This is a genomic window from Variovorax sp. Varisp53 (genome assembly GCF_059491555.1).
In genome coordinates, this window is sequence record NZ_CP168512.1 from 1,170,162 (window position 1) to 1,189,871 (window position 19,710).

Here is a 19,710-nt window from a genome sequence, read left to right on the forward strand (position 1 = left end):
CAACGCCTGGTCGCGCGCCTGCGCGCCGCTTCCGCGGGTTGGGACCCGTTGAAAATCCATCCGGCGCCCCGCTACAATCCTTGGTTGACCTTGCTACGGTTAAGGTTGGCCCTGCTCCAGCGAAGAAGACAAGAGGATCCCCATGAGTGACATGACCTCCGGCTCGCCCCGGATCGACACAAGCAAGCGGACGTGGTTGATCGCATCCAGCTGTGCCGGCGTAGCGGGCGGCGTGGCCACCGCCATTCCCTTTGTGAGCACTTTCCAGCCTTCCGAGAAGGCCAAGGCTGCGGGTGCTGCGGTCGAGGTCGATATCTCGGCACTCAAGGTCGGCGAGAAAATGACCGTCGAATGGCGGGGCAAGCCGGTCTGGATCCTCAAGCGCACCCCCGCGCAGGTCGCGGAACTCCCCAAGCTGGATGGCCAGCTGGCCGATCCCCTCTCCAAGCGCCACCCCGACGAATTCACCCCCAAGTACGCGCAGAACGAGCACCGCTCGATCAAGCCCGAAGTGCTGGTCGTGGTCGGCATTTGCACCCACCTGGGCTGCTCGCCGAGCGACCGCTTCCAGGCCGGCCCGCAGCCTTCGCTGCCCGCCGACTGGGAAGGCGGCTTCCTCTGCCCCTGCCACGGTTCCACGTTCGACCTGGCCGGCCGGGTCTTCAAGAACAAGCCTGCGCCCGACAACCTGCCGGTGCCGCCGCACATGTACCTGTCGGACACCAAGCTCCTGATCGGTGAAGACTCCAAGAAGGCCTGAGGCGGAACAAGAACATGGCTGAATTCCACGAGATTTCCCCCAACGCACCCGCCGGCGAGAAGCTGCTGAACTGGGTCGACAACCGCTTCCCCCTCACCAAGCTCTGGAACGACCAGTGGGGCAAGTACTACGCGCCGAAGAACTTCAATTTCTGGTACATCTTCGGCTCGCTGGCGATGCTGGTCCTGGTGATCCAGATCGTCACCGGCATCTTCCTCGTCATGCACTACAAGCCCGACGCGAACCAGGCGTTCGCATCGGTCGAGTACATCATGCGCGACGTGCCATGGGGCTGGCTGATCCGCTACATCCACTCGACGGGCGCCTCGGCGTTCTTCATCGTGGTGTACCTGCACATGTTCCGCGGCCTCATGTACGGCAGCTACCGCAAGCCGCGCGAGCTGATCTGGGTGTTCGGCTGCGCGATCTTCCTGTGCCTGATGGCCGAGGCCTTCATGGGCTACCTGCTGCCCTGGGGCCAGATGTCCTATTGGGGCGCCCAGGTGATCGTGAACCTGTTCGCCGCCATCCCCTTCGTCGGCCCTGACCTGGCCTTGCTGATCCGCGGCGACTACGTGGTGAGCGATGCCACGCTGAACCGCTTCTTCAGCTTCCACGTGATCGCCGTGCCGCTGGTGCTGCTCGGCCTCGTCGTGGCCCACCTGATCGCGCTGCACGAAGTGGGTTCGAACAACCCCGACGGCATCGAGATCAAGGCCAACCGCGGCCCCGATGGCCATCCGCTGGACGGCATCCCGTCGCATCCGTACTACACGGTGCACGACATCTTCGGCGTGGTGGTGTTCCTCACGATCTTCTCGGCGGTGATCTTCTTCGCCCCTGAAGCCGGCGGGTACTTCCTCGAGTACAACAACTTCATTCCGGCCGATTCGCTGAAAACGCCGAACCACATCGCCCCGGTCTGGTACTTCACGCCGTTCTATTCGATGCTGCGCGCGACCACCGACGACATGGTCAACGTGTTCTCGCTGATCGTCGCTGCAGCCGCCATCTGGAACTTCGTCAAGGGCAAGTCGGGCATGGGCCTGAAGATCGCCGGCGTCGTCCTTGCGGCTGTCGTGATCTTCCTGCTCAAGAACTTCGACGCCAAGTTCTGGGGCGTGGTCATCATGGGCGGCTCGGTCATCATCTTGTTCTTCCTGCCGTGGCTCGACCACAGCGAAGTCAAGTCGATCCGCTACCGTCCGGGCTGGCACAAGTACGTGTACGGCCTGTTCGTCTTCTTCTTCCTGATCCTGGGCTACCTGGGCATCCAGCCGCCCGGCGTCTGGGGTGAGCTGGCCATCGGCTCGTTCAAGCTGGACATCGCGCAGACCGTCTCGCAGATCGGCACGCTCGTGTACTTCGGCTTCTTCCTGCTGATGCCGTGGTGGAGCCGCAAGGGCGAGTTCAAGACCGTGCCCCAGCGCGTGGTCTTCGCCGCCCATTGAGAACCACAAGCGCCAAGAGAGCTGAGAGAAACACGATGAAGAAGAAAAGCATTTCCGGCTGGCTCGCGGTCCTGGGTCTTGCACTGGGCCTGACCTTCTCCGCGGCGGCATCGGCCGAGTCCGAGGGCATTGCGTGGGACAAGGCGCCCAACAAGACGACCGACGTGGCCGCCTTGCAGAACGGCGCCAAGCTGTTCGTCAACTACTGCCTGAACTGCCACTCGGCTGCCTTCATGCGCTACAACCGCCTGCAGGACCTCGGCATCACCGAGCAGCAGATCAAGGACAACCTCCTGTTCTCGACCGACAAGGTCGGCGAGACCATGAAGGCCAACATCGACGCGCGCCAGGCCAAGGAATGGTTCGGCACCACGCCCCCTGACCTGACCCTGGTCGCCCGCTCGCGCGCCGGCCACGGCGGCACCGGCGCCGACTACCTCTATACGTACCTTCGCACCTACTACCGCGACGACACCAAGGCCACCGGCTGGAACAACCTCGTGTTCCCGAGCGTCGCCATGCCGAACCCCCTGTGGGAACTGCAGGGCGAGCGCCGACCGGTCTACACCAAGATCGAACAGCACGGCCACGAGGCTGAAGTGTTCAAGGGCTGGGAGCAAGTCACTCCCGGCACCCTGACGCCCGTGCAGTACGACCATGCGGTCGGCGACCTGGTGAGTTACCTGCAATGGATGGCCGAACCGGCACAGAACACCCGCATCCGCATCGGCGTGTGGGTGCTGCTGTTCCTGGCCATGTCGGTGGTTTTCGTGTGGCGACTGAACGCCTCGTACTGGAAAGACGTCAAGTAGTTCCGTCCACGCCGACCGGGCGCCTCGTGCATCCGGTCCCACAGAGTGGGTTGCCAACGCGACCCACTCTTTTTGATTTTTAGGAGTCTCTCGCCATGATGGTCTTGTATTCAGGAACGACCTGCCCCTTTTCCCACCGCTGCCGCTTCGTGTTGTTCGAAAAGGGCATGGACTTCGAGATCCGCGACGTCGATCTCTACAACAAGCCCGAAGACATCAGCGTGATGAACCCGTACGGCCAGGTGCCGATCCTGGTCGAGCGCGACCTGATCCTGTACGAGTCGAACATCATCAACGAGTACATCGACGAGCGCTTCCCGCATCCCCAGCTGATGCCCGGCGACCCGGTCGACCGCGCCCGCGTGCGCCTGTTCCTGCTCAACTTCGAGAAGGAACTCTTCGTGCACGTCTCGACGCTCGAGAACCGCACCACCAAGGGCAACGAGAAAGCGCTGGAAAAGGCCCGCTCGCACATCCGCGATCGCCTCACGCAGCTGGCCCCCGTGTTCCTCAAGAACAAGTACATGCTGGGCGACAACTTCTCGATGCTCGACGTGGCCATCGCTCCGCTGCTGTGGCGCCTGGACTACTACGGCATCGACCTCAGCAAGAACGCGGCACCGCTCCTGAAGTACGCTGAGCGCATCTTCTCGCGCCCCGCCTATATCGAAGCACTGACGCCCTCTGAAAAGGTCATGCGAAAGTAAGTAAGCTTCGTGCCTGCTTTCATCGCTTTTCGCAGTTTTTCATGATCAACGCGCTCGAGTCGTCCTCCACCCGCCCGTACCTCATCCGGGCGCTGTACGAATGGTGCACCGACAACGGGTTCACGCCCTATGTCGCGGTGCAGGTCGACGAGACCGTCCAGGTCCCGCGCGAGTACGTGAAGAACGGCGAGATCGTGCTCAACATCAGCTTCGACGCGACCAGCTCGCTCAAGCTCGGCAACGATTTCATCGAGTTCAAGGCCCGTTTTGCGGGCAGTGCGCGCGAAATCAGCGTGCCGGTGGGGCGCGTGATCGCGATCTACGCGCGCGAGAACGGGCAGGGCATGGCGTTTCCGGCGCCGGCGCCATCGCTCGGCACCGAGCAAGGCGATGTGCCGTCGTCCGCCGCATCGTCGTCGTCCCAGGGCCAGGCCCGCATGCCCTTGCGTGACGCCTCGCGCGGCACCGAAGGCGACGCGGGCAAGGTCGTCCATCTGGTGACGGGCGAGGACGCCGACGAAGCCATCGACACCGGCTTGCCCGCCGATCCCGACGACGAGCCGCCGCGCCCGCCGGCCGGTGGCGGTGCTCGGCCGTCGCTCAAGCGCATCAAGTAGCAGCGGCCGGCCACCCCGGCTGGCGCCACTAGAATCACGCATTGGAATTTCGCCGCTTTAGCTCAATTGGTAGAGCACCCGCCTTGTAAGCGGAAGGTCGTCAGTTCGATTCCGACAAGCGGCACCACGCAAAGAACCCCTGAGTCTTCACCGGCCCAGGGGTTTTTTCATGCCGAGGCCGATTGCGCCACGCCCTGCATCAGCAGACCCAGCATCGCCAGTTGCGCCACCAGCGCCGGCCGCTGCGCCGACCGCAGGTTCTCGAGCACGGCCTCCAGCAAGCCCGCACTTTGCGCCAGACCGGCCTGCTTCAGCCGCAGCACCTGCGCTTGCGCTCGCGACAGCGCGCCGCCGCCCTGATGGCGCAGGCCCTGGCGCAGCCACAGCGCCAGCAGTTCCAGCGTGTCGCCGGCCAGCGCGTTCAAGGCGGGCACGTCCTCGACATCGCTGCGAAGGCCCAGCGGCTGTGGCGCCACCGCTTCGACCTGGAGCACCACGGCGCGTTGCGCCGTCAGCAGGCTCAGCGGCTGCATCACCGCCTGATCACCCTGCAGATGCACGGTGCCGGCCACGGCGCGCAGCGGGCCGTATTCCCCGGCGAGCGCGCGGGCCAGCGCATCGACGGCGCCGGGCGCGACCGCGCGATGCGGCAAGGCCAGGTGCAGCCAGTCGTGTTCGTTGTTGTCGTCTTCGGCCGGGGCTTCGTCCGACCCTTCCGGTGCTGCCTGCTTCAGCCGCGCATGCAGCACCTGCGCCGCCGCATCCCAGTGGCACGACACCGCCTCCATGCGTTCGAACGCCACCACATGCAGCTGCCCCGACGCACCCGCCGACGCGCCGCCCGCGGCCTGCCGCGGCCGCACGAAGTCGGGAGCGGCCTCGCGCAGATGCGCCACCAGCGCGGCCACGCTGTCCTGCCGCAGTGGTGCGACGAGGTCGTCCCACGACTTGGGCGACAGCGGCAGCACGCCCGTCTGCCGCGCGCCGGCCGTGATGTCGACGAGCCCGTTGGCGCGCCGTGTCGCGGTCTTGGTGATGACCTGCCCGCTCGCCAGTTGCCGCAGCGGAAAGCCCGCGACGCGCCGGTTCATCAGCGCCTGCGCGGTGCCGCCCGCGGCGGCATCGGCCGCGCGCGACCACTGGCGCTCCAGCACGGTCACGTTCTGCGTGTCGGGGTCCGCGAACAAAACGCTCGCGCCCTCGGCGGCGTCGTCCGACCAGAGTTCGGCCCCGAGCGACACCAGCCGAAGGTGATCGAGCGCGACCTCGCCCTTGACGCCGATGCCGAGGATCCGGCTGGCCGGCAGCGCGGGCCGCGCCTGTGGCCGCGCGGCATGCGCCGCCGCCTGCAATCGCGCCCACAGCTCGGTCAGTACGCGCACCAGCCGCAGCGGTTCGAAGCGGCTGCTGCGCGCATGCTGGGCCTGCAGCAGTTGCCAGAGCTCGTCGAGCGCATCGTCCACCCAGCTCCAGGCCAGCGCGCGCGCCTGGTCGCGCACGGCCTCGAAGCGGGCCGCGAGCGCCATCGGCGGCTGGCTCGAACCGTCGAGCCAGAGCGACAGCAGCAGGGCGTCGATCTGCGCGCGCAGCGCAACGGCGGCTTCGCCCTGCATCGCCGCCGATGGCGGTGCCGGGTCCGAGGCGTTCGCGCCTGCCGAAGCGGGCGGCGACACCTCGAGCAGCACTTCCGCCGAACCCGGCGCCAGCGGTCCGGCCTGCCGGAATGCCCACACCGCGATCACCACGTGCGCGCAGCCGCTGCCCTGCTTGCAATCGCAGCGCGCATGAACCAGCGAGCTGCGCGAGAAGAAGCGCACGCTGCACATCGGCAGCCGTGCCACCGGTGGCGCGCTCGCGCTGCGCCAGGCCTGCACGCCGACCACCGGACGCGCGGCGACGAGCTTGTTCGCCTGTTCGAGCACGGAGGGCGCGAGGCTGGCGGCCAGTGCGGCATCGTCGAACTGCGCGGGGCTCCATGCGCCGTCCGGCTCGGCGGCTGCTTCTTCTGCGTCGCGGGGCGCATCCGCCTGCGCCGACGCTGCCTGCGCCTGGTAGGCCAGCACCAGCATCACCCGATGCCGGCACATGCCGCTGGCGGGGCAGCTGCACTGCGCGTCGCGCAGCGTGCGCCCCGGCGGCAGGCTGGTGCGCACGCCGTCGTCGAACTGCGCCTGCACCACGCCGTCGGCGCCGGTCTCCAGCTTCGGCAGCAGGCCGGCCGCCACGTCCTTCTGCGCGCGCTTCACGAAGCCCGCGTTGGCCAGCGCCGTCAGCGCCTCGGGCGTCAGCTCCAGCAGGTCGGCCCGCCATGCCGTGGTGCCGCTCATCCCTGCACCTTCTCGGCCAGCCAGCCGGCCAACTGGCCCGGCGTCATCGCGCCGATCTGCGCGCCTTCGCGCACCAGCCGCGCGGCCATCTCGCGGTCGTAGTTGGGTTCAGCCTTGGAGTCGAGCGCCGCCAGGCCCAGCACCTTAGCGCCGGACTCGACCAACGCCTTCACGCGCCGCACCAGCTCGTGCTCGCTGCCGCCTTCGTAGAAGTCGCTCACCAGCACCACGATGCTCTTCGAGGGATTGGCGACGAGCGACTGCGCATACGCCACCGCCTTTGCAATGTCGGTGCCACCGCCGAGCTGCACCTTCATCAGCAGCTCGACCGGGTCCGACACGTCGGCGGTCAGGTCGACCACCGCCGTGTCGAAGGCCACGAGCCGCGTGCGCATGCCGGGCAGCTGCCACAGGCAGGCGGCCATCACTGCGCTGTGGATCACCGAGTCGACCATCGAGCCGCTCTGGTCGATCAGCAGGACGATGTCCCACGGTTCGGCGTGCCGCTTCGTGCGGCTGATGAACACCGGCCGCTCCACGTAGAGCTTGCGGCGCTGCGGGTCGTAGCGGTGCAGGTTGGCGGCCAGCGTCTGCTTGAAGTCGAAGTTGCGCGCGACCTTCATGCGCGAGCGGCGGCGCCGGTCGCGGCTGCCGCTGAAGGCCAGGCGCACTTCGGTAGCGAGCTTTTCCATGATGCGGCGCACCACCTCGGCCACCAGCTTGCGCGCGGCCGCGAGCACCTCGGGATTCATCAGGTGCTTGGTGTGCAGCACCGCGCGCAGCAGCGATTCGGAGGGCTCGATGCGTTCGAGCACCTCGAGGTTGGTCACCACCTCGTCGATGCCGTAGCGCTCGACCGCGTCCCGCTCCAGCCGCTCGATCACTTCCTTCGGAAAGAGCGTGTGGATGGTGTTGATCCAGTCCGGCGTGCTGAGCGCCGACGGGCCCAGGCCCGCGCTGCGTTCGCCACGGCTCGCGCGGTCGCTGTCGCGGCCGTAGAGCCAGTCGAGCGCGGCATCGGCGGCCTGCGCCTCGGCGCTCAGGCCACCGCAGGCCGACTCGGCCGGGTCGCCCAGCAGCAGGCGCCAGCGCTGCAGCGGATCGGGAATGTCGAGGCTCATGGGCGGGGGGCTTCCTCTGTGTCTTCGAGCGCCACGCCCCAGGCCGCGAGGCGCGCGAGCACCGCGTCTTCCACGCGGCGGGCCTCGGCCAGCTGTTCGGGTGCCGCCTCTCCCGCACGGTGGGCGGTGAGCGTGCGGCGCGAGAGGTGCGTGGCGTCGTGCAGCGCCAGTACCTGGTCGGCCAGCAGCCCGCGTTCCTGCGGCGGCAGCCAGGCGAAGGCGGCGCGCAGGCTGGGCATGGCGCGCACGAAGTCGGCGTTGTCCAGGGCCTGCACGGTGCGGTCCATGCCGGCGACGAAAGCGGGTTCGGACGCGAGCACCTCGCGCGCCAGCGCCAGCAGCCCGGTGAGCGCATCGCCGAGCACGGGGGCGGGGAGCGAATGCAGCAGTTGCATCGCCTCGGCCACGCCGTGGTCGTCGTGCGTTTGCGCGTTGGCGGCGCGGCCGGCCAGGCTCAGCGTGGCACCGAGCGCCGCGCCGCGGCTCACCGGAGCGGCGCTGGCGTCGGCGGCCTTGCGCTGCCACACGGCGAGCGCGCGGGCCGGCTCCACGTCGAGCAGCGACGGGGCGTGCGCGTCGTGCGCATGGTCTTGCGCGTGGGCCAGCACGTCGGCCACGATCCGCCGCAGCGCAAGGTGGCCTTCGAGGTGGGCTTGCATGTCGGCCGGTGCGATGTCCGCGGGCGGCTCCAGCAACCACAGCGCGCGGTCGAAGCCCGACTCGATCACCACGCGCAGCACGGGCGCATCGGCCATGCCCAGCATCTGGCCGTGCCGCAGCAGCGTGTGCAGCACCGACAGCGCGGGGCCGAGCGCCTCGAAGCGCGGCTCGTTGGCAACGGCGCCCTGCAGTTCGCGCAGCAGCGCATCGCTGAGCGCCGACAGTCCCGCCCACGCAGCCTGGTTGAGGCCATCGGCGAGCGGGCCGATGTGGCCGTGGGCCTGGCGCAGATCGTCTTCGAGCCGGGCGCGCGCTGCGTCGTGCAGGCTCGCGCCCCAGGCGCCGGCCTCGATCAGCGCGGCCTGCTGTTCCAGCGGTTCGCTCAGCGACCACAGCTCGGTGCGCTCGCCCGACATCGCGAGCTTCGGCCCCTGGGTGCGGCGCACGCCGGGCAGCCGCAGGATAGCCAGGCGGTGCAGCACGCGGCTTTTCGCGCGGTCGGCTTCGAGCAGCAGGTCGAGCTTGATCTGGCCGCGCAGCACGATGCCGTGCGCCGCGAGTTCGGCCTGCACCGCGGCCACCAGCGGCGGCTGGGGCGTGCCGGGCGCCAACTGCCCGACGGTGTCGCCGGCCAGCACGTCCATCGCCTGCACCAGCACGGGATCGGTGCCGGGGCGGATGGCGCCGCGGTAGGTCCAGGGGAGCGGCGCGTCGAGCGCGTCTTTCACGAGCGCACCGGCCAGCGCGTCGAGCCAGTCGGAGCGCAGCGGCTTCTCGTGGCCGCGCAAGCGCGCCAGACCTTGTGCGCGCAGATGCACGGCCATCAGGTCGGCGGTGGAGGCGGGGAGTTTCTTCTCGCGCAGGCGCTGCATCACGTGCTGCAGCGCGCGGCGCGCGGCGCCTTCAGGGCCGTGGTCCCAGACCCACTGGTAGTAGGCGGGGGAGGGCATGCCCGAGGCATAGCCTGCGAAGGCGTCGAGGCGCTTGAAGGTGTAGGGCACGAGGTAGGAGCCGAATCGCAGCGCGGTGTCGGCGTCGTGCGTGTCTTCTTCGTCGGTGGATTCGAGCGAAGGCTGCGGCGTGGCGGGCAGCTCCGCAGGCATGCCTTGCCACAGCCGCGCCAGCGCGGGCGCGTGATAGCCGCCGCACACCACCAGCGCCTGCGCGCGGCCGGGTTTGCCCGGCTGCGCCATCGCCCAGGCGATCCAGCGCGCCATCATGGCTTCGCGCGCCTGGTTGCCCTGCGAGCCGGGGTCTTCGCCGCGCAGGTGATCGAAGTAGGTGGACAGGCGCTTTGCCAGCTCGGCCGCATCGCAGCCGTCCTCGAACAGGTGGTCCCACAACGCATCGCGGCCCTGCACCGAGAGCTTCTCCGTCAGCGCGCGCTCGTAGGCTTCGGCGCGCTCCTCGTGCTCGTGGTCGGCCACGTCGGCATAGCGGTTCTCCATGCGCGAGAACGCGTCGTGCCAGGCCGGCAGGTCGATGAAGCGCACGGCGGAGCCGACCTCGCGCGCGACCTGCAGCGCCTGCCACTCGGGCGAATGCTCGGCAAAGGGCGACCACGAACCGCGGTGCGTGTCGTCGCCCGAGAGATAGCTGTAGATCGCCACCGGCAGCCGGTGCGGCAGGTACAGCTCGTCGAGGCGTTCGTTGAAGTCGGCCGGGCCTTCGATCAGCACGTACGCGGGGCGCAGCGTGCGGATGCGCTCGGCCACCAGCCGCGCGCAGGCCGGGCTGTGGTGGCGCACGCCGACGATGTGAAGCGATTCGCTCATCCTCGTCACCGATGGCGCGCCAAGCGAAGCGAGGGCCCTTCGCGGAACACCGCGGAACCGGCTTTGCCGGGCCGCTGGTGTTGCCCCCTGCAAGGGGGTTGGCGAAGCGACACGGAGTGCGCGAAGCCTGGGGGTTTGCTCATGTCAGGGCAGGCGGTGGCGGGCGTCGTAGTACGCGCGCCAGTGCGGCCCGTTGCGCTTCGCCGCCTTCTGCTCGAAGTAGCGCCGCAGTTTGGCGCGGTCGTCGGCGTTGTCCTTCACCACCGTGCCGGCGATGCAGTCGACCAGGTCGGCCGGCGAGCCCTCGCGCTGTTCGAGGAACCATGCGCGCACGCCCACCGCATGCGCCACGTTCACCGCCTCGGCGGTGGACATCACGGCGGTGAGCCGGTCCATCGCCGCGTCGCCCGCGTTGCCGTTGTCGCCCTTGGCGGGTGCGCCGCGCAGGTCGCGGAAGGTGGACACCAGCAGCTCCAGCACGGGGGCGGGCACGGTCTTCGGAATGCCGCTCTGCGCGAGCAGCCGCGTGGCCGATTCCTGCACCAGCGCCAGCTCGCGGTCGAAGTCGAGGATGGGGAACACCGTCTCGAAGTCGAAGCGCCGCTTCAGTGCCGCGCTCATCTCGTTCACGCCGCGGTCGCGCGTGTTGGCGGTGGCGATGATGTTGAAGCCCTCGCGCGCATAGAGCATGCCGTGCTCGCCCGACAGCTCGGGCACCGCCATCACGCGGTCCGACAGCATGCCCAGCAGGCAGTCCTGCACCTCCAGCGGCGCGCGCGTGATTTCCTCGAAGCGCACCACCTGGCCCTGCTGCATGCCGAGGTACAGCGGCGCCGGCACCATTGCGCGCGGACTCGGGCCTTCGTTGATGAGCAGCGCGTAGTTCCAGCCGTACTTGATCTGGTCTTCGGTGATCGACGCGCCGCCCTGGATGGTGAGCGTCGAGACGCCCGAGATGGCCGTGGCCAGCAGCTCCGACAGCATCGACTTCGCCGTGCCCGGCTCGCCCACCAGCATCAGCCCACGGCCGGTGGCCAGGGTGACGAGCATGCGTTCGATGCTGGCCACCGGCGCGACGATCTTGGGCGCGATGCCGAGCGCCGCATCGCCGAGGATGAACGAGCGCGCGGCCTTCAGGCCCAGCACCCAGCCGGGCGGGCGCGGGTCGGTGTCCTGCGCGCGCAGCCGCGCGAGCTGTTCGGCGTAGAGGATCTCGGCCGGCGGGCGCTGCAGTTGCTGCTGTGCCGTGCCGGTGTCTTTGGTCTTGCTGGTGATGGCCATCTGGGATTCGATCGGGTCGTTGTTCGGGATGCCGCGGAGCGCCTCATGCGGCCCGCAGGCCTTCCATGTCGCGGATCAACTCGCTGGCGGAAATCGGGTCGAGCAGGTGCAGTGCCTCCGCATCCTGCATGTCGCCCCAGCCCGAGGGCTGGCCCACCTGCACCTGGCCCAGCGTCTGCTCGGGGTATTCGTCCACCATGCCGACGATGATGCCGGGGTCGAGGCTCAACTCGATCACGCGGCTCGTGCCCAGCGGCTTGCTGAAGTACCAGATGCAGCCCGAGTCCTGCGCCTGGCCGCGCCGCCAGCCCTTGTTGGCCAGCCCCAGCACGCGGCCCGTGGGCACCTTGACGTCTTTCCAGCGCTCCAGCTTCAGGCTCTTCTTCTCCTCGTCGGACAGCGTGTAGACGTCGCGGCCGATCTGCGCGAAGGGCTGCAGCAGCTCGTAGTCGGCGAACACCTGGCCGAAGGCGGCGGCATCGGCGGCCGGCAGCTCCAGCGCGTGAGGCACGCCGATGCGGATGTTCTCGCCCACGGGCAGCTCGAACAGATCGTCTTCCGCGGTGGTGAAGCTGCCGTCTTCCGCCACGCGGAAGCAGGCCTGCAGCGTGCCGCCATAGCTGGCACCGCCTTCCACCGCGTACACGCCCCAGATCAGCCGCTGCACGATGTGGCGCACCAGCGGGTGCTCGACCAGGAAGGTGCGGAACACCTCGGGCGTCCAGCGGCGGCGCGCGCACATCGCCACCTCGAGGCGCAGCAGCTGCTGGCTGGCGATGGTGCGCACGTCCTTCTTCAGCAGCTTGAAGCGCTCGACGGCTTCCTTGCCCAGTTCGGCGTCGTCCGTCTTCTTGGGCTTGGGCAGGTCGGGCAGGCGCGCGCCGTCCGTGCCGTCGGCGCCGGTTTCGCGCACATAAGGCTTGAGCGACTCGTCGAAGCCGACCTTGAAGGCGCGCGGACCGAAGTCCAGCAGCATGGTGCCCTGTTCGTCGAGGCCGAGGTCGGGCGCGAGCCGGTCCTCGAGTTCCTCGGTGCTCAGGCCGCGCGCCTCGGCGATGGCGTCGATCTTCTCGCGCGCCTTGTCCTGCAGGCCCTTGAACTTGACCTTCTGCGCAATGCCGTTGAGCAGCATCAGCGCGACGTCGCTGCCGATGGCGGCCAGCACGTCGAGCCCGGTCACGGCGCGCGCATGCGCGGCCTCGCCGGGCCAGGCGCGGATGAAGGGCGTGAGCTTGCGCGCGGTGTCGTCGTTGCCCAGCAGACCGAGCGCGGTGAGGGCCCAGCCTTCCTTGCTGGGGCCGCCGGCCTCGAGCCAGGCGGTGAAGGCGTCCCAGGCGAACTCGGCCAGCGAGCCGGCATCGCAGGCCTCCTTGGCCATGGCAATGCCGCCGTAGATTTCCTCGTTGGTCGGAAAGGTCAGCATCTGGCCCAGATGGTCGAGCGCGTCGTCGGGCAGCGCCTTGCCGTTCTTCAACACGGGCCGCCGCCAGCCGCGCGGCTGCCAGAACTCGGGCAGCTTCGCGCGCCGGGTGGGAAAGCGGTCGATCGGGCTTTCGTCGAGCACGGCGCGCAGCGCTTCCACCACTTCGGGCTTGCCGTAGCGGCCAGCCACTTCGAGCAGCAGTGCCTCATGGCCATTGGCCTGCAGCAGGCGCAAAGCGGAACCCGCGCAGTCGCGCGCCTCGCCGGCCTTGCCCAGCGCCGGCGCGATCAGGCCGGCTGCGCTGTGCTCGGGATACTTCAGCAGCCATTCACGCCCTTCGGCGCGCAGCGTCTTGAGCTTGGCGAAGGCGCGCGCGGCCGGCGCGGCCAGCTCGACGGCGCCGTAGTTCAGGGCGTGCGAGAGGTTGTCTGCGGGCTTGGATCGCACCATGGCCACCAGGCCGGGCAGCACCGCGAGGCCGTGGGTGGCCAGGATCAGGCCGATGTTGTCGCTTTCGGCCTCGCCCGCGACGGCGTTCCAGAACGGCACGCCGATCGCCGCCGGCAGCAGCGTAACGAAGCTCGCGTGGAAGTTGAACCAGTAGTAGCGGTCCTTCTTCCGCTCGGCCACCATCTCGCGCCAGCTGGTGATCAGCGCGCCGGCGTCGCCGGCCGCGACGGCCGCGGCGGCGGCCTTGGCGAATGGCACAAGGCTGTGCCTGCCCTTGTCGAAGCCCAGTTCGTCGAGCAGCACGTCGACGCTCTTGCGCGCGGTGTCGTGGCGGCCGGTCTGCCACGAGTTCAGGCGCTGCGCGCTCTCGCGCTTGCCTTCGCCCCATTGCTCCACCGATGCCAATGCCAGCGGCTCCAGCACCAGGGTGCCGGCCGCCTTCTTCTGCACCTTGGCGAGCCAGGGTGGCGCGGCCAGCACGCCGGGCAGTTCGCTTGCATCGGCCACCTCGCTCGGGCCGGCCAGCAGCGCCAGTTGCCGGTCGATCACCGCCTGCGCACCCGCATCGAGCCAGGGCCGCAGGGTGGGCAGGGCAGGGCCATGCGCGCGCAGCAGGCGCGTGAGGCCGGGCGTGACGAGGTTGGCGTCCTTGCCGCCGGCCGCGACGAGCCGCGACAGCGCGGGAATGGCCGCCATCGGCCAGCGGTCGACGGCCAGCGCCAGCCGCGCCAGCGCGCCCTTCGAACTGCCCGCCACGCGGGCCAGCGCGAGCACGGCGTCGGGCGTGCCGATGCAGGCCAGCGCGTCGCCCGCGTGGTCGTCCGCGGCGCCGCGCTCCAGCACCGGCACGGCATCCACGCCGCGCTCCTGCACCAGCGTGCTCGTCATGGAGCCGCTGCCCCAGAAGCCGCTCGAATAGCTCAGGCGGACCTTCGCGGCCAGCGCGATGGCGTCGGGGTCGGTGGCCGTCAGCAGCAGCCAGTGCATGTTCTCGGTCGTGTTCTTGTCGGCCGCCAGCGTGTGCACGAGCGCGTTGGAGATTTCGGGGGCGTCGGGCAGCAGCATCGCCAGCACGGGCTGGCGGGCCGGGTGGACCTTGGGCAGGCCGGCCTCGATGCGGTTGCGGCACTCCTGCCAGACCTCGGGGGCGGCCAGCGAGAGGTGCACGCGCAGCGCCTGTTCGCCCGTTCCCAGCGGACCGTAGTAGGAGCTTCCCATCTGGCGGGTGACGGTGGCGCAGAAGCTGTACTGGTGCTTCTTCGTCGACCGGTCGTAGGTGGACTGCACTTCGATCTGCTGGGCGGCCAGCAGGATGTCGATGGTGTCCGGCAGTCCGTACTGCTTGACGAGGTAGTGCACCACCACTTCGCCCATCTCGTTTGCGTTGTAGTTGCCGCCGGTGCCCAGCGCGAACGCCAGCAGCAGGGTGTCGGCCTCGGCATCGGCCGCGGGGGAGGGCTGCGTGCCGCGGTCGATCACGCGCTGGGCAACCGCGCGCAAGGCCGCGTCGGTGCTGCTCATGTCGACGTCGAGGCTGAGCTTGCGCCGCACCGGCAGCCAGGCCGCGGCGGGGCTCGCCGTTTCGTCGACGGGCTTTGGCGGAAAGCGCCGCGAAGGGAAGGCTGCGCGCTGCATGTCGGGCGAGAGCCGGATGGGCGTGCCGGCGGCGAGCCAGGGCGGCGTGTCCCCGTCCGCGGGCGGCAGGTCGGCGGCGGGCGCGGCCAGGGCCACGGACGACGCGGCCGATGCATTGGCGCCCAGTTCCTTCGCGATGGCCTGGGCGTTCTTGGGGGGTGCGCAACTGGTGCCCCAGCCGTACAGCAGGCCCGCGGACTGAAGCCGCTTGAAGGCGAGCGCCGCACCTTGCTCGCCCACGCCGTGCTGGCGCTTGAGCGTTGCGGTGGAGAGCGTGTCGCTGGCGGTCAGCGTGCCGGCCTCGATCTGCGCACGCACGGTTTCGAACACGCGGTCGGCCTGGCTGTCGATGCCTTCGGTGGGGGCGGCAGCAGCCTCTGCGCTCGCGGCGGCCTTCGCGGCGGGCGGGGCCGCAGTCTTTTCCGTTGCCGTCTCGGCCTTCGGTTTCGCCTCGGTCTTGCCGATGGCCGTGCCGGCCGCCACGCCCACTTCGGCGTAGCCCTTGCCCGTCTTCTCGGCCACCAGCTTGGTCAGCGCGGTGGCGGCCTTGGTGGCGTCGGCGAACGACTTGGTCTGGCTCTGGCCCGCGGTGCCGATGCGGCCCCAGCGGATATTGAGTTCGGCGTCTACCTGCTCGACTTCCCAGAATTTGCTGGCGGTTCCCTCGATCAGTTCAAAGCGGCGCATGGAAAAAACATCCTCCTGTATGTTCGCCGCAGAGGATAAGGGGCCGGCGTGAAAGCTCGGCCCCGAGTAACGAGAAGATTTCGCTTTGCGTGTCGGCGAATACGAAAAAAATATTCACCTGCCGCAGGATCGCCGATGGCGGCCCCCGTAGCCGCGCCCGCCGGAGCGCCGCGCCCCGGAAGAAAAGGTCAGACGAAGGGCCTGGCCTGTTGCTCCGCGCTGCCGGGCTCGGCGATGCGCCGGTGCTGCTCGGCCAGCCTGGGCGCCGGCATCACGCGCGACAGCGCCACCTGCATCTTGTTGCGCCATCCTGCGATCACGCCGCTTTCGCCGCGCATCATCGCCTCGAAGCCGGCCCGGGCCACCTCTGCCGGGTCGGCCTTGTCGCTCTGCTGGGCCACGCGCGTGTCGAGCATGTCGGCGCGCGCGAAGAAGTGGGTGTCGGTCACGCCCGGCATCAGGCAGGTGACCGAGACGCCGGTGCCCTTGAGCTCGTTGCGCAGGGCCATGGCGAACGAATCGATGAAGGCCTTGCTGCCGTTGTACACGGCCTGGAAGCTGCCCGGCTGGAACCCCGCGATCGACCCGGTGATCAGGATGCGCCCCTGCCCGGCTTCGCGCATGCCGCGGCCCACGCACTGCACGAGGTAGATGGTGCCGGTGATGTTGGTGTTGATGACGTGCTGCACGTCGTGGAAGTCCTGGTCGAGGAAGCCGTGGCCCAGCCCGTGCCCGGCGTTGGCGAACAGTGCCGCGATGGGGCGGCCTTCGGTGGCAGCGAGCAGCGTGTCCACGCCGTCGCGCGTGGCGAAGTCGGCACGCACCGCGACCACGTTGGCCCCGAGCACGCGCAGTTCGGTCTCGGCCTGCTCCAGCGGCTCGTCGGCGCCGATCAGCAGGTCGTGGCCCCGGCGCGCGGCCAGCAGCGCGAGCTGAAAGCCGATGCCGGACGAAGCGCCGGTCACCACCGCAAGGGGTCGGATGTCGTTGGGTTGCATGTCGGTCTCCTGATGAAGTGGATGAACCTTCTTGGGCCACCCTAGGAACGCCGGCTTGCCGCACGCGTAGGAATCCGTCCCGACTGCCCGCCCGCCATGGCATGCGATTGCAGGCTTTTCCAGAGACAGACCCTAGAACTCCGCCCCTTCGACCAGGAACCGCAGTCGCCGCACGCCCTGCCATTCATCGGCATCGAGCCGGAACGCCAGCTTCACGCGCGGCGGCAGCGGCTCGGTGTGGCTGAACCAGATCGCATCGATCGGCTGGCCCTGGTGCCTGAGCTTGAGCGACAGGTGCTTCTCGCCCACCAGCCGCTGCGACACCACTTCCACCTCTTCGCTGAAGGTGGGCGGCGCGAAGCCCTGGCCCCACACCTCGCGGTGCAGCGTGTCGACGAGGTCGATGCGCATGTACTCGCGCGAGATCGGTCCGTCGGTCTCGATCTGCCGCGTGAGCGCGGCTTCGGCCAGCCATTCGCCGGCGACCTGCGCGAAGCCTTTCTCGAAGGTCTCGAAGTGCTCGCGCGCAACCGTGCAGCCGGCGGCCATCGCATGGCCGCCGAAACGCAGCAGCACGCCAGGATGGCGCTTGGCCACGAGGTCGAGCGCATCGCGCAGGTGAAAGCCCGGAATCGATCGGCCCGAGCCTTTCAGTTCCTGCTCCTTGCCGGGCGCGCCGCTCGCGGCGAAGACGAAGGTCGGCCGGTGGAAGCGGTCCTTGATGCGCGAGGCCACGATCCCCACCACGCCTTCGTGGAAGCCCGCGTCGAACACGCTGATGGCCGGCGGCGGCGCTTCGATGCCCTCGCCATCGGTGGCGAACAGCGACTCTGCCAGCAGCAGCGCCTGGTCGCGCATGCCGCCCTCGATGTCGCGCCGCTCGCGGTTGATGCCGTCGAGCATGCGCGCGAGCTCCTCGGCGCGGCCCGCGTCGTCGGTCAGCAGGCATTCGATGCCCAGCGTCATGTCGGCCAGCCGGCCGGCGGCGTTGATGCGCGGGCCGAGTGCGAAGCCGAAGTCGAAAGTGGTGGCGACGGAGGCATTGCGGCCCGCGGCCTTGAACAAGGCGGCAACGCCGGCAGGCATCGAACCGGCGCGGATGCGGCGCAGGCCCTGTGCCACGAGGCGGCGGTTGTTGGCGTCGAGCTTCACCACGTCGGCCACGGTGCCGAGTGCGACCAGCGGCAGCAGCGCGTCGAGCTTGGGCTGCGGTTTGCCTGCCCCCCGGCTTGCCACTTCGTGTGCTTCGCCACCCCCCGAGGGGGAGGCTGGCCCGCCTTGGGGCGGCCCGGCGGCGGGCGCAGGCGTGTCGAACACACCGCGCCTGCGCAGCTCGGAGCGCAACGCCAGCAGCACATAGAACATCACGCCGACACCAGCGATGCTCTTGCTCTCGAATTCGCAGCCGGGCTGGTTCGGATTCACCAGCACGTCGGCCGACGGCAGCTCGGGGCCGGGCAGGTGGTGGTCGGTCACCAGCACCTGCAGGCCGCGCACCTTGGCGGCGGCTACGCCTTCGACGCTGGCGATGCCGTTGTCGACGGTGATCAGCATGTCGGCGCCGCTGTCGGCCACGCGCTCGGCGATGGGCGGCGTGAGCCCGTAGCCGTCGACCACGCGATCGGGCACGAGGTAGCTCACGTGCTTCGCGCCCAGCAGGCGCAGGCCGCGCACGCCGACCGCGCAGGCGGTGGCGCCGTCGCAGTCGTAGTCGGCGACGATGCACAGGCGCTTGTCCTGCGCGATGGCGTCGGCCAGCAGCACCGCGGCCTCGTGCGTGCCGCGCAGCGTGTCGGGCGCCAGCAGGCGCGCGAGGCCATCGTCGAGTTCTTCCTTGGCACGCACGCCGCGGGCGGCGAACAGCCGCGCGAGCAGCGGGTGCACGCCGGCCTGCTCCAGCGCCCAGACGGTGCGCGGCGGGATCTCCCTGGCGATGATTTTCATAGCGACTCCAGCACGACCGATGCGCGCTTGCGGTCGAACAGGCTCCTGGCCCAGCCAGCCAGGCCGCGCGGCTGCACGGTGTAGCGCTGCGCCGCGCGATCGCCGCACAGCGTGAGGGACACCTCGGCGCCGCCTGTGTAGCCGGCCAGCAGCGAGGCGACCGGGCCGGCGTCCAGCGCGTGCCAGGCGGCAGCCCAGCCCATGCCGTCGTCGCGCAGGGCGGTTTCGCGCAGTGCATCGCTCACTGCCGGCACAGCTGCGGGCGCAACCTCGTGCTTCAGTGCGCCGGTGCCGCTGAGCCAGAAGGAGTTGATGGGCGGCACGCCGCGCGCGGCGCGGTCGTCGTTCACGCGCTGGGTGTACAGCAGCATCTGCATTTCGTTCTGCAGGCGGCGCAGCGGCCGTGCCGAGTCGCCGAGCGGCGACCACTGCGAGATCGGGTAGCCCACCGCGCGGTCGAGCGAGGCGGTGGCCAGGCCGTCGAAGATGGGGGCGCGCGCCAGCCATCGGCCGGGTACGGGGGAGGGGTGCAGCGCGATGCCGTCTTCCTCGAAGAAGGGGCGCGCGGCTTGCAGCAGCGCGGCCGATTCGGCGGCGTCGATCTCGATGGCGGACGGGTCGCCCAGCACCACGTCGTCGATGCCGACCTGCCAGTTGCACAGCGTGACGAGACCCCAGCCTTCAGGGTCGTTGGGCGCGGCGATGCCCAGTTGCCGCGCTTCGAGCGCAGCCCAGGGAATGCAGCCGTCGGCCGCGGCGATGCCCGCTGCCCGGGCCAGCGCGCGTTCGTGCGGAGGCGAGCGCGTGCTTTCGTCCTGCGTGTCGGTATCGGCCAGCGTGAGCCGCGCCAGCAAGGTTTCGAGATTGGCGAGCCGCAAGGTGGGCAGCGCAGCGCGGCATGCAGGGGAACCGCGGCCGGCAAAGGGAATCAACAGGTGACGTGGGAGGGTTTCGGCCATCTCCCTATTGTCCGGGAAGCCCTCAGGGTATCCGGGATGCCACAATTCCGCCGATGACCTACCCCCTCGCTCCTCACTTCGTGTATTCGCCGCCCCCCGAGGG

General features: G+C 69.4%; 13 protein-coding genes and 1 tRNA gene. 6 read left to right on the plus strand and 8 right to left on the minus strand.

Annotation, left to right across the window (positions count from 1 at the left end):
* Window positions 1-142: 142 nt before the first annotated feature.
* From petA to ACEOAB_RS05270, 6 genes are all read left to right on the plus strand, one after another.
* A complete protein-coding gene (petA, locus tag ACEOAB_RS05245; protein ID WP_056509624.1) occupies window positions 143-760 on the plus strand; it encodes a ubiquinol-cytochrome c reductase iron-sulfur subunit in 618 nt (205 codons plus the stop codon).
* A 14-nt stretch (window positions 761-774) separates the two neighbouring features.
* Window positions 775-2,211: a cytochrome b gene (locus ACEOAB_RS05250; protein WP_413747859.1), complete on the plus strand. Its 1,437-nt coding sequence runs from the start codon at window positions 775-777 to the stop codon at window positions 2,209-2,211.
* A 35-nt stretch (window positions 2,212-2,246) separates the two neighbouring features.
* On the plus strand, window positions 2,247-3,023 hold the full coding sequence (locus tag ACEOAB_RS05255) for a cytochrome c1 (RefSeq protein WP_007835359.1): 777 nt from the start codon (window positions 2,247-2,249) through the stop codon (window positions 3,021-3,023).
* A 95-nt stretch (window positions 3,024-3,118) separates the two neighbouring features.
* Window positions 3,119-3,730: a glutathione S-transferase N-terminal domain-containing protein gene (locus ACEOAB_RS05260; protein ID WP_007835362.1), complete on the plus strand. Its 612-nt coding sequence runs from the start codon at window positions 3,119-3,121 to the stop codon at window positions 3,728-3,730.
* Between the two features lie 41 nt (window positions 3,731-3,771).
* Entirely contained in the window at window positions 3,772-4,347 is a 576-nt protein-coding gene (locus ACEOAB_RS05265; protein WP_056509633.1) for a ClpXP protease specificity-enhancing factor, read from the plus strand.
* A 51-nt stretch (window positions 4,348-4,398) separates the two neighbouring features.
* Window positions 4,399-4,474 (plus strand) — tRNA-Thr (locus ACEOAB_RS05270).
* A 40-nt stretch (window positions 4,475-4,514) separates the two neighbouring features.
* Here ACEOAB_RS05270 and ACEOAB_RS05275 read toward each other — a convergent pair.
* The 8 genes from ACEOAB_RS05275 to ACEOAB_RS05310 form a co-directional block, all read right to left on the minus strand.
* Window positions 4,515-6,674: a YehQ family protein gene (locus tag ACEOAB_RS05275; protein ID WP_495653515.1), complete on the minus strand. Its 2,160-nt coding sequence runs from the start codon at window positions 6,672-6,674 to the stop codon at window positions 4,515-4,517.
* Window positions 6,671-7,795, minus strand: a complete 1,125-nt coding sequence (locus tag ACEOAB_RS05280) for a VWA domain-containing protein (protein ID WP_495653516.1) — start codon at window positions 7,793-7,795, stop codon at window positions 6,671-6,673. The genes ACEOAB_RS05275 and ACEOAB_RS05280 overlap by 4 nt, the downstream gene beginning before the upstream one ends.
* On the minus strand, window positions 7,792-10,230 hold the full coding sequence (locus ACEOAB_RS05285) for a DUF5682 family protein (RefSeq protein WP_495653517.1): 2,439 nt from the start codon (window positions 10,228-10,230) through the stop codon (window positions 7,792-7,794). The genes ACEOAB_RS05280 and ACEOAB_RS05285 overlap by 4 nt, the downstream gene beginning before the upstream one ends.
* 144 nt (window positions 10,231-10,374) lie before the next feature.
* A complete protein-coding gene (locus ACEOAB_RS05290) occupies window positions 10,375-11,511 on the minus strand; it encodes an ATP-binding protein (protein ID WP_413750918.1) in 1,137 nt (378 codons plus the stop codon).
* A gap of 43 nt (window positions 11,512-11,554) precedes the next feature.
* Window positions 11,555-15,706, minus strand: a complete 4,152-nt coding sequence (locus ACEOAB_RS05295) for a WGR and DUF4132 domain-containing protein (RefSeq protein ID WP_495653518.1) — start codon at window positions 15,704-15,706, stop codon at window positions 11,555-11,557.
* 188 nt (window positions 15,707-15,894) lie between these two features.
* Window positions 15,895-16,704, minus strand: a complete 810-nt coding sequence (locus ACEOAB_RS05300) for an SDR family NAD(P)-dependent oxidoreductase (RefSeq protein ID WP_495653519.1) — start codon at window positions 16,702-16,704, stop codon at window positions 15,895-15,897.
* Between the two features lie 132 nt (window positions 16,705-16,836).
* Entirely contained in the window at window positions 16,837-18,648 is a 1,812-nt protein-coding gene (gene recJ / locus ACEOAB_RS05305; protein WP_413749900.1) for a single-stranded-DNA-specific exonuclease RecJ, read from the minus strand.
* Window positions 18,645-19,607 (minus strand): hypothetical protein, encoded by a 963-nt coding sequence (locus ACEOAB_RS05310; protein WP_413749899.1) that lies wholly within the window; start codon window positions 19,605-19,607, stop codon window positions 18,645-18,647. The genes recJ and ACEOAB_RS05310 overlap by 4 nt, the downstream gene beginning before the upstream one ends.
* Between the last annotated feature and the right edge of the window lie 103 nt (window positions 19,608-19,710).

What these genes read in the sequence shown, in the direction of transcription:
- petA (WP_056509624.1), top strand. Translation starts at nt 143, where the DNA reads ATGAGTGACATGACCTCCGGCTCGCCCCGGATCGACACAAGCAAGCGG.
- ACEOAB_RS05250 (WP_413747859.1), top strand. Translation starts at nt 775, where the DNA reads ATGGCTGAATTCCACGAGATTTCCCCCAACGCACCCGCCGGCGAGAAG.
- ACEOAB_RS05255 (WP_007835359.1), top strand. Translation starts at nt 2,247, where the DNA reads ATGAAGAAGAAAAGCATTTCCGGCTGGCTCGCGGTCCTGGGTCTTGCA.
- ACEOAB_RS05260 (WP_007835362.1), top strand. Translation starts at nt 3,119, where the DNA reads ATGATGGTCTTGTATTCAGGAACGACCTGCCCCTTTTCCCACCGCTGC.
- ACEOAB_RS05265 (WP_056509633.1), top strand. Translation starts at nt 3,772, where the DNA reads ATGATCAACGCGCTCGAGTCGTCCTCCACCCGCCCGTACCTCATCCGG.
- ACEOAB_RS05275 (WP_495653515.1), bottom strand. Translation starts at nt 6,674, where the DNA reads ATGAGCGGCACCACGGCATGGCGGGCCGACCTGCTGGAGCTGACGCCC.
- ACEOAB_RS05280 (WP_495653516.1), bottom strand. Translation starts at nt 7,795, where the DNA reads ATGAGCCTCGACATTCCCGATCCGCTGCAGCGCTGGCGCCTGCTGCTG.
- ACEOAB_RS05285 (WP_495653517.1), bottom strand. Translation starts at nt 10,230, where the DNA reads ATGAGCGAATCGCTTCACATCGTCGGCGTGCGCCACCACAGCCCGGCC.
- ACEOAB_RS05290 (WP_413750918.1), bottom strand. Translation starts at nt 11,511, where the DNA reads ATGGCCATCACCAGCAAGACCAAAGACACCGGCACGGCACAGCAGCAA.
- ACEOAB_RS05295 (WP_495653518.1), bottom strand. Translation starts at nt 15,706, where the DNA reads ATGCGCCGCTTTGAACTGATCGAGGGAACCGCCAGCAAATTCTGGGAA.
- ACEOAB_RS05300 (WP_495653519.1), bottom strand. Translation starts at nt 16,704, where the DNA reads ATGCAACCCAACGACATCCGACCCCTTGCGGTGGTGACCGGCGCTTCG.
- recJ (WP_413749900.1), bottom strand. Translation starts at nt 18,648, where the DNA reads ATGAAAATCATCGCCAGGGAGATCCCGCCGCGCACCGTCTGGGCGCTG.
- ACEOAB_RS05310 (WP_413749899.1), bottom strand. Translation starts at nt 19,607, where the DNA reads ATGGCCGAAACCCTCCCACGTCACCTGTTGATTCCCTTTGCCGGCCGC.